This is a genomic window from Comamonas sp. 17RB (genome assembly GCF_030056555.1).
Taxonomy (GTDB): Bacteria; Pseudomonadota; Gammaproteobacteria; order Burkholderiales; family Burkholderiaceae_C; genus Comamonas; species Comamonas terrigena.
This window is the reverse complement of the sequence record NZ_JASHHY010000007.1, coordinates 164,437-178,224: the sequence shown is the minus strand read 5'-3', so window position 1 is coordinate 178,224 and position 13,788 is coordinate 164,437. Positions and strand designations below refer to the sequence as shown.

Here is a 13,788-nt window from a genome sequence, read left to right as displayed (position 1 = left end):
CGCACAACCCGCATGCAACCAGGGAGCACCAGTATGGAGCCGCGCCGACAGTCAATGGAGCCAGGGCCTTTGCAGGCGTCTTTGGTCCCCAACTCGCCCCTGGGCAAGTTGGCTTTGCCCAGCACGCGCACCAGCGTGCTGATCGGTGAAGTGGTGATCCTCCCCCTGCTGTTTCTGCTGCTGGGCCTGTGGTTCTCCCCCGACAACCCGCTGTGGGTCAACACCGAGTTCCCGTGGTCCTGGCTGGCCCCCATCATCATCGCCCTGCGCTATGGTGCCCTGGCCGGGCTGGGCTCCTCCACCATCCTGCTGGCCGCCTGGTTCTACTTTCACCGAGGCCAGTGGCAAGACTTTCCCCAGCTGTACTTCCTGGGAGGGCTGATCACCATCATGGTGGTGGGTGAAGTGGCCAGCCAATGGCGCGCCAAGACCCGCCGCGCGGAATCGGTACAGCACTACCTGGACCAGCGCCTGGAGCATCTGGTGCGGCAGTATTACCTGCTGCGCCTCTCGCATGACCGGCTGGAGCAGGAGCTGATCGGGCGCCCCATGTCCATGCGCGACGCCTTGCTGAAACTGCATGCCAGCGCGGACTCCGCCGATGCCACCCAGAGGCTGCTGCAACTGCTGTCCCAGTACTGCCAGATCACCGATGCCAGCCTGCATGCGGTGACCGACGAGCAGCTGCAACCCCATGCCATTGCGCACATCGGAAGCCCGGACAGCGTGGACACGCAGGATGCCCTGGTGCGCCAGGCGCTGGAAATGCGCAGGCTCTGCCATGTGGTGGAATCCACCGCCGAAGGCCAGACCAGCCGCTACCTGGTGGCCGCGCCGCTGCTGGATCTGCAGGGCGATCTCTACGCCCTGCTAGTGGTCAGGGAGATGCCGTTCTTCGCGCTGCAGACCGAGAACCTGCAGGTGATCAACCTGCTGCTGAGCTACTACACCGATGGTCTGTCCGCCCACGAACTGACCAAGCCCGTGCTCACGCAGTTCCCGGACTGCCCCGACAGCTTTGCCATGGAACTGCAGCGCCTGTCCCACATGCAGCAATCCTCCGGCATCAGCAGCGTGGTGCTGGCCCTGGAGTTCTCCCAGGAAGCCATCGCACGCAACGTGCCCCAGCAGGTGGTGCGCATGAAGCGCATGCTGGACGAAGTCTGGCTGACGAAGCCGCAGGCGGGCAAACAGGTGGTCGCCATCCTGATGCCCTTGGGCACCACGGCCACTGCCGAAGGTTTTCTGCAGCGACTGGAACAATGGGCGCTCAGCAGCAAGCAGCACATTTCCTTGATGGAAGCAGGCATCTTTCCGCATGTGCTCCTGCTGGAGCAGCACACCCCGCAGGAGCTGCTGCAACGCATTGAAGGCCTGCGCCATGGCTAACTTCAAACTGGCTTTCGTCGCACTGCTGCTGGAGATCTCCAGCTGGACGGTCTCCGGCTTCCTGACCCAAAGCTCGGATTCGGCACTCTGGGGCTACCTCGCACTGCATGCCCTGGCCTCCGCCGTGCTGGCTTTCAGCATGCTGCCGCTGCTGCTGGGCAAGCATACCCAGCCCCGCTGGGCCGTCGTCGGCCTGATCGCGTGCTTCTGCTTTGTCATTCCTGTCCTGGGCTTTGTGCTGGCCTTCCTGGCGGTGATGACCGTCCGTGTCTACCCCTCGCGTGATCCGACGGAGGACTTCTCGTCCGTGGTGCTGCCCGATTTCGACCAGCACCAGCATCTGCCAGGCACCGCACAGACCTCGGGCATCCGGTCGCTGCTGTCCAACCGCGAGGCCCCCACCAAGCTGCGCTTCAAGGCCTTGGTCACGCTCAGCCATGTCAAGGGGCGGATTGCCTCCCCCTTGCTGCGCGATGTACTGGACGACCCCAGCGACGACCTGCGCCTGCTGGCCTACGGCATGCTGGACCGCATGGAGCAAAAGCTCTCCCGGGCCATCCACGAAGAGCTGCAGGTCCTCAAGGAAGAAGCCTCTGGGCCTGCCGCGCTTTCCCACCGGGGACTGGTGGCGGCGCACCGCCTTTCCGATCTGTACTGGGAACTGCTTTACCAGGAGCTGGCCTCGGACGATATGCACGACTTCGCCGTACAGGAGTCGCTGCGCTACTGCGACATGGTGCTGCGCCAGCAGCCCGACGAACCGCCGCTGGTGCTGCGCCGCGGCCGTCTGCTGCACGCCATGGATCGCCAGCAGGAAGCCGAGCAGTGCTATGCCAGGGCTCTGGAGCTGGGCATGCCGGCGACCCAGGTCATTCCCTACCAGGCGCAGATCCGCTACGCACAGCGTGATTTCGTGCAGGTGCGCTCCATGATACAGGGCATCGCGCAGCACAACGCCCTGCCCAAGCTGCGGCCCGTGATTGATTACTGGAGCTGAACCGATGACGTTGCCCAAAGCCACAGAGGCCGACATTGCGCTCCTGCTCGAGGGCACCTACCCCTATATCAGCGGCGGCGTGTCCGGCTGGATTCACCAGATGATACAGGCCTATCCGCAATACCGTTTTGCGCTGATCTTCATCGGCAGCCGCGCCGATGACTATGCGGGCCTGCGCTACCAGCTGCCTTCGAACGTGGTGCACATCGAAGAGCACTATCTCTACGAGCACCTCCAGGCAGATTTCATTCCATCCGCTCGCCCGGGCCACTCCCAGGCCTTTGCCAAGGCCCAGGTGCTGATCGATGCACTCGGCCGCCACGCCACCGGCATGGCCTCCACGGAAGAGGTCGTCGACGCCATCCGCACGGTCACCAAGGAAATCATGCCTGGCGGACAGATCCCGCTGGATGATTTTCTCTACAGCGAAGGCGCATGGGAGCTGATCCGCAAGAGCTACGAAGACTATTGCACCGACCCCTCGTTCGTGGACTATTTCTGGACCGTGCGCATCATGTTCCAGCCCCTGTGGATCATGGCGCGGGTGGCCCGGTCCATGCTGCCGGTTCGCATGGTGCACAGTGCCTCCACAGGCTATGCCGGCTTTCTGGGCGCCCTGGTCCATGACACCCGCGGCATTCCTTTCGTGCTGTCCGAGCACGGCATCTACACCAAGGAACGGCAGATCGACCTGCTCAAGAGCGACTGGATCCGCGACAACCGCAACATCTTCCAGCGCAACGCCAGCGAAGTCTCCCATTTCCGCAAGATGTGGATCAGCCTGTTTGAATGGATGGGACGCTATTGCTACGCAGCGGCCAACCCCATCGTCGCCCTGTACGAGACCAACCGACAGCGCCAGATCCACGATGGCGCCCCCGAGGAACGCACGCTCAACATTCCCAACGGCATTCGCATTGCCCAGTTTGCCGCCGGCCGGCGGCCGGAAGGCGCGCCCGTCCCGCCCGTGATCTGCCTGCTGGGACGGGTCGTGCCCATCAAGGACATCAAGACCCTGATCCGTGCCATGCGCCGCGTCGTCAACCAGTACCCGGAGGCCCAGGCCTGGATCGTCGGGCCTGCGGACGAAGACGAACTCTATGCCCAGGAATGCCGCGATCTGGCCGAAAGCCTGGGCCTGCAGCAGCAGGTGAAGTTCCTGGGCTTCCAGAAGACCGCAGACATCCTGTCCCAGGCCGGCATCCTGGTGCTTTCCTCCATCAGCGAAGCATTGCCACTGGTGGTGCTGGAAGCCTATGCCGCCGGCATTCCGGTGGTCACCACCGATGTGGGCTCCTGCCGCCAACTGGTGGAAGGGCTGGATGCCGAAGACAAGGCCCTGGGCCCCAGCGGGCGTGTCGTCGGCATCGCCTCCCCGCGGAGCCTGGCCGATGCCATGCTGGAACTGCTCACCGACACCGCCGCCTGGCAAGCAGCCAGCCAAAGCGCTGTCGCCCGCGTGGAACGGTTCTACACCGACACCCGCATGTTCGACAGCTACCGCAAGATCTATGAGGATGCCCTGGCATCCCGCAAGGAGGCACGCTGATGGCCGGTATCGGTTTTGAACTGCGCCGCCTGCTGCGCAAAAACACCCTGCTCAGTCTGGTGCAGACCTACGCCTATGCCAGCGTGATCGGCTCCGGCCCCTGGGTGTTCTCCATCGTCGGCATCCTGCTGATGGGTCTGCTCAGCGTGGGCCTGGTCGCTCCGCCGTTTCTGGTGACCCAGTTCCAGACCTCCGTCACCTACCTGGTGGCATTCAGTCTGATCTGGACCGGGCTGGCCCAGCTGGCCTTCACCCGCTTCATCTCCGACCGCCTGTTCGAGAAGCGCGCGGAAATGGTGCTGCCCAATCTCCATGGCCTGCTGCTGCTGGTGCTGGGCAGCGCAAGCCTCATTGGGATAGCGGCCTGCTTCACGCTGCTGTCCGGGCAAAGCATGCTCTACCGCATGCTGATGCTGTCGGGATTCGCCTTGCTGTGCGGCATCTGGATTCTGACGGTGCTGCTGTCCGGCATGAAGCGCTACAAGGCCATCACCGTGCTGTTCGCCGTGAGCTACACGCTGATTGTGCTGATCTCCCTGGTGCTGCGCTATTACGGCCTGGAAGGTCTGCTGGGCAGCTTTGTGATCGGGCATCTGCTGCTGTTTTGCGGCATGTGGGTGCTGGTGCTCAGGGAGTTCAACCCCCACCGCCGCCTGATCGCCTTTGATTTTCTGCAGCCGAAATCGCTGTACGGCACCCTGGTGCTGACCGGCTTTCTCTACAACCTGGGCATCTGGGCCGACAAGCTGATGTTCTGGGCCTATCCCGACACCTCCCAGGTGATCATTGGCGGGCTGCGCGCGTCACTGATCTACGACATTCCGGTGTTCCTGTCCTACCTCTCCATCATCCCCGGCATGGCCGTGTTCCTGGTCCGTATCGAGACCGACTTTGTGGAGTACTACGACAAATTCTTCACCGCCGTGCGCCAGGGCGGCTCCCTGGAAGAAATCGACACCATGCGCGACGAAATGGCCTATGCCATCCAGAGCGGCCTGAGCGAAATTGCCAAGATCCAGACCCTCGCCGTACTGGTCACCTTTGTCGCTGGCCCTGCCGTGCTGCGCCTGCTGGGCATTTCCGAGCTCTACCTGCCCCTGCTGCATGTGCAGGTGGTGGGTGCTGCGCTGCAGGTGGGGCTGATGGCCGTGCTCAACGTGTTTTTCTACCTGGATGAACGCCGCATCGTGGTCTGGCTCTGCGTGGAACTGCTGGTGCTGAACATTCTGCTCACGGCGCTGTCGCTGGAACTGGGGGCAGCCTTCTACGGCTACGGCTTTGCGGGCGCCATGCTGATCACGCTGTGCACCGGTTTGCACCTGCTGTCCCGCGAAATCGGACGGCTGGAATATAAAACCTTCATGCTGCAATAAATACCAAAGCACTTTCTCCAGCAAGCCGCTCTCCCGGAGCGTGCTTGGGGGAGCCGACAGGCTGGTGCAATGAAACTTGCACAAGCCTGTGCCTTTGCAGGAAACTACAAAGGCTTTTTATTTTTCAAGCCATACATTCGCTTCAAACACAACAAGGCTTTCCGTATCATGAAACGTTTTTTGCTGCTTCTCTGGATTTTCCCGATTCTGGCTTTTGCCCAAGGCCCCGCCTCGCAAGCTTCCGAAGCCGAGAATAAATACCAGGAAGTTGTCAATTTGCCATGGCAGCATGGCCCGTCCAAGGCAAGCATCGGCAGCAATGCGTCGATTGAGATTCCGAAAAATCATGCCTTCCTGGATGCAGCCAACACCCGTAAATTCCTGGAGCTCAATGGCAATCCCCCGCAAGACAATCACTACACCATCGCCCCCGACAGCCTGGAATGGTTTGCCATTCTCAAATTTTCAGACACGGGATACATCACGGACGATGACAAGATTGACGCTGATGCCCTGATGAAGGCCTTTAAAGAAGCGGACGATGTCAGCAACAAGCAGCGAAAAGGCCTCCAGATGGAAGCCATCTATACCGATGGCTGGGCCGTCTCACCGCATTACGACGACAAGACCAAACAGCTGGAATGGGGCGTACAGCTGCATTCAGATTCCGGACACAAGATTGTCAATTACACCAGCCGCATTCTGGGTCGGGAAGGATTCATGAATGCCATTCTGGTCGCGGACGACGATATGCTGGACCAGAACATCACCAGCTTCAAGCAGGCATTGGCTGGCTTTTCCTACAACCCTGGCAAAACCTATGCCGAGTTTTTGCCAGGTGACAAGGTGGCCGGATATGGACTCACAGGTTTGATTCTGGGTGGCGCCGCCGCCGTGGCCACCAAGAAAGGTTTCTGGGCAGCGATTGCAGGCGCTGCCGCCGCTTTCTGGAAAGTGATTGTCGCTGCGGTTATTGCGGCCTTGGCAGGCATTGCGAGCATCTTCAAGAAGAAGCAATGAACCTGGTTCCCCTGGAGGCACAGCTGCTCATCCTGGCTGTGCTTTTTTATATCTATGATTCCAGTGTCTTGCTATTTTCCAATGAGGGCGTGATCACACCCTCCTGGAAAAACTGGACTGCCCAAACCAATCACAGGGGATTGGTTTTGCTGCGCAAAAGGCTTTTCATCCCCAATTTGCTTCTCCCCCACCGCCCTGTTTTCAGACTGCACTGGCAGCCGGAAAGCATGTCGCAGTCCCCCTCGGTGGAGTGGCAGAAAGAAAAATCACTGTATGGATGGTTTGGCCTGCCAGCCTACGGCATGGCACTGACCCTGTTCGTCATCACCCCCATCACCTACTGCTTCTTTCGCAGCGATCCCGCATTGCTGGCCTGTCTGGCCCTGATCTACCTGATCCCCGTTGGGGCCGGCATGCTGCTGTACCGACACCAGAAGCCGCTTGGCGTCAGCACAAAAAATGCCTGGTCGCTGTTCCTGGAGTGCCTGCTGTGTCCGCCCTTCACGATCAACATCGTCCGCAAGCTGTCTCTGGCCAGACGGCTGCAGGCCAATTTCGTGGACAGCGCCTTTCAGCTGGTGGATGCCGCGCAATGGGAGCGTGTGCAAGCGGAGCTGATCGCCTGCATGGACGCGGAGATCGACGCAACGGACTCGAAGGACAGCACCGCCCGGTGGGAGGCATCGAAGAACCGTCTGCAGGGAATGCACAAGCGCTAGCCCACCAGACAGGGGCCTGTGCGCCACCTGGGTCTCCACTAGGCAGCGTGTTCGGCGCATGGCGCGCAAGCCCGGCCTCCCCCGGCAAAGCCTGCCGATGCGCGTGGCCGGGACCGTACAACGATGCCGCCCCGGCGGGCAGCGGACATACCGCCGTCGCGCCCTATCTCACCTGAAACTGCTGGCTGGCCTGCCAGCTGGCACCCGGTGCCAAAGCCTGCGGCTGGTTGACCAAGGCCGCCTCGACACACAGCATCTGGCGCCAGTTGTCCGCCGCCATGTCCCCGAGCTGGGCACACAGCGCCGGACCGGGATTCCAGACCACGGTTTCGGGCCAGGCTCCGTCCTGGGCAATGTCCAGCACCCCGTGCTGGCCATGCAGCTGCAATGCCGCACTGCTGCGCGCATAGACCCGGTCCACCTCTTCGCCCAGCACCACACTGCCGGCCTGCACCGCAGGTGCAAAGCCGCGTGCAGCATCCCAGAACGCCTGGCCCTCCAGCCCTTGCAGCCGCGCCGTCTCGGCGTCGTGCACGGCCAGATAGCTGTGCAATGCACCGGTGAAAGCCAACGCCGTGGAGCCGGTATTGGTGGCCTGCAGCTGCACCCGCAGACCGGCGGGCGTCAGCTGTACCTGTAGCACGGTACGCAGGCCGTGCGGAAAATCTGCGTGCAGGGGCGGCTCCGCATCCCAGCACCAGCTGGCAGAGATGGAGCCCTCTTGCACTTCGGCGCCCAGGTAGTGCCAGGGGATCCGCCGCACCAGGCCATGCTTGGGCAAGGGGCCACGCTGGTTGAACTGGGGAAAGCAGACCGGAATGCCGCCGCGGATGGGGGCACTGCCGTCCAGCACGGCCAGAGGGCTGAGGAACAGACGCTCCTGCCCTTGCGCCTCCCAGGACAGCACCTGGGCGCCGAAGTCCGAGACCACGGCACTGTCACCGTTGGGCAAGCCCAGGCGCGTGCAGGCCAGCCCGCGCCACACCGTGCGCTCGGCACGCGGGAGTTCGCTCATGGCGCTCAGGCGTCCTGGGCGTCGGTCAGTTCGTCGGCACGGTCCTGCCCAGCGGCAAAGTCCAGATCACCGGTATAGATGGCACGGCCGCAGATCACGCCTTCGACACCTTCCTTCTGGACCGCGCACAGGGCTTCGATGTCGGCCATGCCGGCCAGACCGCCGGAGGCGATGACCGGAATCTTCAATGCCTGGGCCAGCTTGACGGTGGCATCCACATTGATGCCGGTCAGCATGCCGTCCCGGCCGATGTCGGTGTAGATGATGGATTCCACACCCCAGTCTTCGAAGCGCTTGGCCGTGGAGATCACATCCTGGCCGGTCAGCTTGCTCCAGCCGTCGATGGCAACCTTGCCGTCCTTGGCGTCCAGGCCCACGATGATGTGGCCCGCAAAGGCACTGCAGGCGTCCTGCAGGAAGCCGGGGTTCTTCACGGCTGCCGTGCCAATGATCAGGTACTCGATGCCCAGATCGATGTAGCGCTCGATGGTGTCCAGATCGCGGATACCACCGCCCAGCTGCACCGGGATCTCACCGTTCACCTCTTTCAGGATGCTCTTGATGGCCCCCAGGTTCTTGGGCTGGCCCGCGAACGCGCCATTCAAATCCACCAGGTGCAGGCGGCGCGCGCCCGCTTCCAGCCATTTGGCGGCCATGGCGGCGGGGTCTTCCCCGAACGTGGTGGATTGGTCCATATCACCCTGGATGAGGCGTACGCAGTGGCCGTCCTTGAGGTCGATGGCAGGAATGAGCAGCATGATGGTGTGCGGTGAAAAAAATGGTCCGCCTCAAAAAGCGGTCCGACAGGGGTGGAACAAAAAATGCCTCAGGGCTTCCAGGCCAGGAAGTTGCGGTACAGGGCCAGGCCCTGGTCGGCGCTCTTTTCCGGATGGAACTGGGTGGCGAAAATATTATCGCGGGCCACGGCCGATGCGAAAAGCCCACCGTAGTCGGTCAACGATGCGCAATGCGCCGTCTGTGCCGGCCGGGCATAGAAACTGTGCACAAAATAGAAGTAGGCGCCGTCGGGCGTATCGCCCCAGACGGGGTGGCGCTGGCCTCCGGGGGCCTGGGGCTGGACCTGGTTCCAGCCCATCTGCGGCACCTTGAAACGGCTGCCGTCGGCCTGGGTGCGGCCTTCCAGCGCAAAGCGCTGTACGGTGCCGGCAATCAGGCCCAGACCCGGGGTGTCCCCCTCTTCGCTGTGGTCCAGCAGCATCTGCATGCCCACGCACACGCCGAACAGCGGCTTGCTGGCGGCGGCCTCGCGCACGGCCTGCTCCATGCCCGAATCGCGCAGCGCCGCCATGCAATCGCGCATGGCGCCCTGACCGGGCAGCACGATGCGGCTGGCCGCGCGCACTTCGGCCGGATCCTGGGTCACCACCACGCGCACGGCGGAATCCGCCGCAGCGGCCATGACCGCCTGCGAGACGGAACGCAGATTGCCCATGCCGTAATCGACCACGGCCACGGTGTTGTTCAAAGCATTCATAGCAGCTTGTGCGCTTGCAGCTCAGTTTTCAAAATACTCTTCCTGCCCGTGGCACACGCTGTACGCACAGGCAGCGCCCATTTTTACAGCGATCCCTTGGTGGAGGGAATCACCCCGGCCATGCGCGGGTCGCGTTCCAGCGCAAAGCGCAGCGCCCGGGCAAAGGCCTTGAAGATGGTCTCGCACTGGTGGTGGGCATTGAAGCCCTTGAGATTGTCGATGTGCAGTGTGACACCGGCGTGGTTCACAAAGCCCTGGAAAAACTCGAACACCAACTGGGTATCGAGCTGGCCGATGCTGCCCGCGGTGAACTTGCAGTCCATGTGCAGGCCGGGACGGCCGGAGAAGTCGATCACCACACGGCTCAAGGCTTCATCCAGCGGCACATAGGCATGGCCGTAGCGGCGGATGCCTTTCTTGTCCCCAATGGCCTTGGCAAAGGCCTGGCCCAGGGTGATGCCGATGTCTTCCACCGTGTGGTGGCCGTCGATGTGCAGATCGCCTTCGCATTCGATGTGCAGATCGACCAGCGCGTGGCGCGCAATCTGGTCCAGCATGTGGTCCAGAAAGCCGATGCCCGAATGCAGGCTGGCCTTGCCCGTGCCGTCCAGATCGACGCGCACATGCACGCGGGTTTCGGCGGTGTTGCGTTGCACTTCCGCAATGCGGGCGGTGCCATCGTCAGGCACGGTGGAGGGGACGAGTGCGTTGCTCATAGCGATTCCTTCAGGGCAGCCAGCATCTGGGCATTTTCTTGGGCGGTACCTACGGTCAGGCGCAGGCAGTTGGCCAGCAGCGGGTGCATGGCCGAGACATTCTTCACCAGCACACCCCGCGCCTTCATCTGGGCCTGGGCGTGGGCGGCATCGCGCACCCGCAGCAGCACCATATTCGCTTCGGACGGCCAGACCTTGGCTACGCCGGGCAACGCCGCCAGGGCATCGATCAGCGGCTGGCGTTCGGCGCGGATGGCCGCCGCCTGTTCGGCATAGAGCGATTCGTGCTGCAACGCAAAAATCGCTGTTTCGCAGTTGAGCACGCTGATGTTGTAGGGCGGGCGCACCTTGTCGATCTCGTTCACCAGGGCGGACGGGCCGATCAGATAGCCCAGGCGCGCGCCGGCCAGACCGAACTTGCTGAGCGTGCGCATCAGCAGCACATGGGCGTTGCGCTCCGGCTCGGCCTGCATGCGCGTGATCCAGCTGCGGCTGGCAAAAGGCTGGTAAGCCTCGTCCATCACCACCAGGCCGCCCACGGCGGCCACGGCGTCGATGACGGCCTGGACCTGGTCCTCGGCCCACAGCGTGGCCGTCGGGTTGTTGGGGTAGGCGATATAGGTGATGGCGGGCCGGTGGGCGGCAATGGCCTGCAGCATCGCGGGCACATCCAGGTCAAAGTCTGCCGTCAGGTCCACGCCGACAAAGTCCAGCCCTTGCAGCTTGGCACTCAGGGGGTACATCACAAAGCCGGGCATTGGCGCCAGCATGGTGGCGCGACCACCTTCGCTCGGCTGGGCCGTGGCCAGCGCCAGCAAGGTGATGATTTCATCCGAGCCATTGCCCAGCAGCACCGCCGTTCCGGCCGGGGCACCGGCGTAGTCGGCCAGCATCTGCTTGAGCACCTCCAGGCGCTCGCCCGGATAGCGGTTGATCTCCAGGCTGCCCAGGTGCGCCCCCAGTTGCTGCTGCAGCGCGGCTGGCAGACGGTAGGGGTTCTCCATGGTGTCCATCTTCAGCAGGCCTTGGGCGGGCTGGACATGGTAGGCCGACATGGCACGCACATCGGCACGGATGCGCTGCAGGGCACGGGTTTGGTTGTCTGGTGGGGTCATGGTCGTCTTTCCACGGGATGCCTGCGTTGGCCTGCATTGCACGGCTGCAATGGTGTGGGCGCTCAGGCTCCTTCCAATCCGGGAGCGGGTTGCCGCAGCGGGTGCACCACGGTCACGCCGCCAAATTCAGCACCATGGGGCAGGTGCAGACTCAGCATCTGGCTGCAGCCGCTGTGCTGGGCACAGGCCACGGCCAGGCAATCGCCGAAATCCAGTTGGTGGCGGGCCTGCACGGCCCAGGCCGTTTCCAGCGTGGCCGCATCGGTTTTCCATGGCGTCCAGGTCTGGTAGCGGCGGATGGCGGCACGCGCATCGCCCTGGGGCAGTGGCACGGCGGCGGTGGTGACCTGGTCATAGAACTCGACCAGGGCCTGGTTGCCGGTACGACCGCTGCGCGTGCGCCACAGCACGTCCAGCCAGGCCAGCGTGGCCGCGTACAACGGGCCGCCAGCCACGTCTTCGGCGGCAATCAGCACCGAGGTATCGACAAACACCGGGTTCATGCCGCCGCTCCGGAATTCAGGTCCTGGGGGTCACCGGCGCGCCGGGCACTGGCACGGTGCGCCTGGGCGCTGGCTGCGGCCACCGCTGCCGGACCGGCCTGCCAGCTGCGCTCGTCCGTGCGCCAGGCCAGGTAGGCCCGTTCGTATGCATCCTCGCGCTGCATCATCTCGGCCATGAAGTCGCCCACCATGCGCGAAACGCTGGTGCCGCGCCGGGCCGCTTCCACCCGCGCCCATTCGAGCACGCTGTCGTCAACGGTGATGGTGAGGTTCTTCATGCCGCCCATCGTACACGAAATTCGTGCAACACGAAATTCGTGTCGCACTACATCCGTGTCACACCGTCCCGGTTCTGTGCAGCAGCTGCCGGGCAATCTCACCCACCCGCCGCAAGGCATCCAGATGCTGCGCGGTCCAGTCCCCTCCCAGACCGATGCGCACCCCCTGCGGAAAGCGCCCTGCCGCACCGAACAACCGCCCGGGCGGGATCAGGATCTGCTCGGCCAGGCAGGCTTCGTGCAGCTGCACAGCCCCCACGCCCTGCGGCAGCTCCAGCCACAGCAGCAGCCCGCCCGGTGGATCGCTGACGCGCGTTCCCGCCGGAAAATGCCCGGCAATCACCTGCCGCGCCTGGTCCACCCGCACCGCAATGGCTGCGCGCAACTGGCGCATGGCGGCATGGTGGCCGGTCTGGGTGATCAGATCGGCCAACGCCAGCTCCAGCACGGCAGACTGCCCTCCGGCCTGCATTTCCTTGATGTGGCGCACCTGCGCCGTCCAGCGGCCGGCCTCCAGCCAGCCCAGACGCAGACCCGGCGCCAGCGTCTTGGAAAAGGAATGGCACAGCATCACCTGGCCGCTGCTGTCATAGGATTTGAGCGTGCGGCGCATGGCATCGCCCTCGGCCAGGTCGGCATAGATGGCATCTTCGATCACGGGGAGCCCATGCTGCGCCGCCAGTTGCACCAGGCGTTTGCGCTCGGCCTGCGGCATGCAGCAGCCCAGCGGATTGCTGAGGGTGGGCACCAGCAGCAGGGCCTTGACCGGCTGGGTATCGAGCGCCAATTGCAACGCATCCACCGACAGGCCATGGCGTGGGTGTGTGGGAATCTCCAGCGCCTTGAGCTGCAGCGCCTGCAGCACCTCCAGAAACGAGAAATGCGTGGGGGACTCCAGTGCCACCACATCGCCTGGCTGGGTCACCGCACGCAGGCACAGGGCCACGCTGTCCATGCAGCCCCCGGTGATGACGATGCGCTCCGGATCCAGGCTGCACCCCAGGCCCACCGCATAGCGGGCCAGGGCGCGGCGTGCGTCTTCATGGCCGCTGGCATCCGGATAGGTGGACAGCAGATGGCGGTGCTGCTGCACGGCACGCGTGACGGCCCGGCGCACGCGGTCGGTATGCAGCAGGTCCGGCCCCGGTGTGCCGCTGCTGAACGACAGCATGCCCTCGGGCTGCTTGCGCCCCAGCACACGCTGGCCCAGCCAGTCCTTGGACAGCGCGCGGGGCCGGCGCAGGGGCTGGACCGTGCTGGGCTCCGGCAGCTGTGCCGGGCGCGCCGCCACATAGAAGCCCGAGCGCGGGCGGGCCGTGATCAGCTGCGCATCTTCCAGCCAGTGAAATGCCTGTACCACCGTGGTCTGTGCCACGCCATGCTGGCGGGCCAGCGCCCGCACCGAAGGCAGCTTGTCGCCGCGCGCCAGGGTGCCCTGGCGTATGCACTGGGCCAGGGGTTCGGCAATCTGCAGATACAGAGGAAGAGAGGAAACGGAATCCATGCCGGCATTCTGTACTACCCAGGCCTTTCACCTTCAGTACAGATACCCGGCCAGCCATACAGCACAGAAGCCCGAGGCGCTGCGGCTGTACCGGTTCGGTTCACACCGGACTGCC

General features: G+C 63.7%; 14 protein-coding genes. 6 read left to right on the top strand and 8 right to left on the bottom strand.

The window, feature by feature from the left end; translation table 11 throughout:
* The first annotated feature begins 69 nt into the window (after nucleotides 1-69).
* The 6 genes from QM470_RS13905 to QM470_RS13880 all read left to right on the top strand — a co-directional run bounded on the left by QM470_RS13905 (nucleotide 70) and on the right by QM470_RS13880 (nucleotide 7,047).
* Nucleotides 70-1,389 carry a PelD GGDEF domain-containing protein gene (locus QM470_RS13905; RefSeq protein ID WP_218332964.1) on the top strand — a complete coding sequence of 440 codons (1,320 nt, stop codon included), beginning with the start codon at nucleotides 70-72 and terminating at the stop codon, nucleotides 1,387-1,389.
* Nucleotides 1,382-2,386, top strand: a complete 1,005-nt coding sequence (locus tag QM470_RS13900) for a hypothetical protein (protein WP_283339684.1) — start codon at nucleotides 1,382-1,384, stop codon at nucleotides 2,384-2,386. Before QM470_RS13905 ends, QM470_RS13900 begins: the two co-directional genes overlap by 8 nt.
* Before the next feature lie 4 nt (nucleotides 2,387-2,390).
* Complete coding sequence (gene pelF / locus QM470_RS13895; RefSeq protein WP_283339683.1) at nucleotides 2,391-3,935, top strand: GT4 family glycosyltransferase PelF; 1,545 nt, start codon at nucleotides 2,391-2,393, stop codon at nucleotides 3,933-3,935.
* Entirely contained in the window at nucleotides 3,935-5,308 is a 1,374-nt protein-coding gene (pelG, locus tag QM470_RS13890; RefSeq protein WP_283339682.1) for an exopolysaccharide Pel transporter PelG, read from the top strand. The genes pelF and pelG overlap by 1 nt, the downstream gene beginning before the upstream one ends.
* A 69-nt stretch (nucleotides 5,309-5,377) precedes the next feature.
* The gene (locus QM470_RS13885; protein WP_283339681.1) at nucleotides 5,378-6,328 is read left to right on the top strand and encodes a DUF2167 domain-containing protein; all 951 of its coding nucleotides are present in this window, start codon (nucleotides 5,378-5,380) and stop codon (nucleotides 6,326-6,328) included.
* On the top strand, nucleotides 6,325-7,047 hold the full coding sequence (locus QM470_RS13880; RefSeq protein ID WP_283339680.1) for a hypothetical protein: 723 nt from the start codon (nucleotides 6,325-6,327) through the stop codon (nucleotides 7,045-7,047). The genes QM470_RS13885 and QM470_RS13880 overlap by 4 nt, the downstream gene beginning before the upstream one ends.
* 163 nt (nucleotides 7,048-7,210) lie before the next feature.
* Here the strand turns inward: QM470_RS13880 and QM470_RS13875 are convergent, their stop codons facing one another.
* The 8 genes from QM470_RS13875 to QM470_RS13840 all read right to left on the bottom strand — a co-directional run bounded on the left by QM470_RS13875 (nucleotide 7,211) and on the right by QM470_RS13840 (nucleotide 13,673).
* Entirely contained in the window at nucleotides 7,211-8,062 is an 852-nt protein-coding gene (locus QM470_RS13875; protein ID WP_283339679.1) for a D-hexose-6-phosphate mutarotase, read from the bottom strand.
* A 5-nt stretch (nucleotides 8,063-8,067) separates the two neighbouring features.
* Complete coding sequence (gene hisA, locus QM470_RS13870) at nucleotides 8,068-8,820, bottom strand: 1-(5-phosphoribosyl)-5-[(5-phosphoribosylamino)methylideneamino]imidazole-4-carboxamide isomerase (protein ID WP_066540413.1); 753 nt, start codon at nucleotides 8,818-8,820, stop codon at nucleotides 8,068-8,070.
* 68 nt (nucleotides 8,821-8,888) lie between these two features.
* On the bottom strand, nucleotides 8,889-9,557 hold the full coding sequence (gene hisH, locus QM470_RS13865) for an imidazole glycerol phosphate synthase subunit HisH (protein ID WP_283339678.1): 669 nt from the start codon (nucleotides 9,555-9,557) through the stop codon (nucleotides 8,889-8,891).
* A gap of 83 nt (nucleotides 9,558-9,640) precedes the next feature.
* A complete protein-coding gene (gene hisB, locus QM470_RS13860) occupies nucleotides 9,641-10,273 on the bottom strand; it encodes an imidazoleglycerol-phosphate dehydratase HisB (RefSeq protein ID WP_280012320.1) in 633 nt (210 codons plus the stop codon).
* Nucleotides 10,270-11,388 carry a histidinol-phosphate transaminase gene (gene hisC, locus QM470_RS13855; protein ID WP_283339676.1) on the bottom strand — a complete coding sequence of 373 codons (1,119 nt, stop codon included), beginning with the start codon at nucleotides 11,386-11,388 and terminating at the stop codon, nucleotides 10,270-10,272. Before hisC ends, hisB begins: the two co-directional genes overlap by 4 nt.
* Before the next feature lie 62 nt (nucleotides 11,389-11,450).
* On the bottom strand, nucleotides 11,451-11,891 hold the full coding sequence (locus QM470_RS13850) for a PIN domain-containing protein (protein WP_066540402.1): 441 nt from the start codon (nucleotides 11,889-11,891) through the stop codon (nucleotides 11,451-11,453).
* Nucleotides 11,888-12,169: a DUF6364 family protein gene (locus QM470_RS13845; protein WP_283339675.1), complete on the bottom strand. Its 282-nt coding sequence runs from the start codon at nucleotides 12,167-12,169 to the stop codon at nucleotides 11,888-11,890. The genes QM470_RS13850 and QM470_RS13845 overlap by 4 nt, the downstream gene beginning before the upstream one ends.
* Before the next feature lie 58 nt (nucleotides 12,170-12,227).
* The gene (locus QM470_RS13840; protein WP_283339674.1) at nucleotides 12,228-13,673 is read right to left on the bottom strand and encodes an aminotransferase-like domain-containing protein; all 1,446 of its coding nucleotides are present in this window, start codon (nucleotides 13,671-13,673) and stop codon (nucleotides 12,228-12,230) included.
* Nucleotides 13,674-13,788 lie beyond the last annotated feature (115 nt).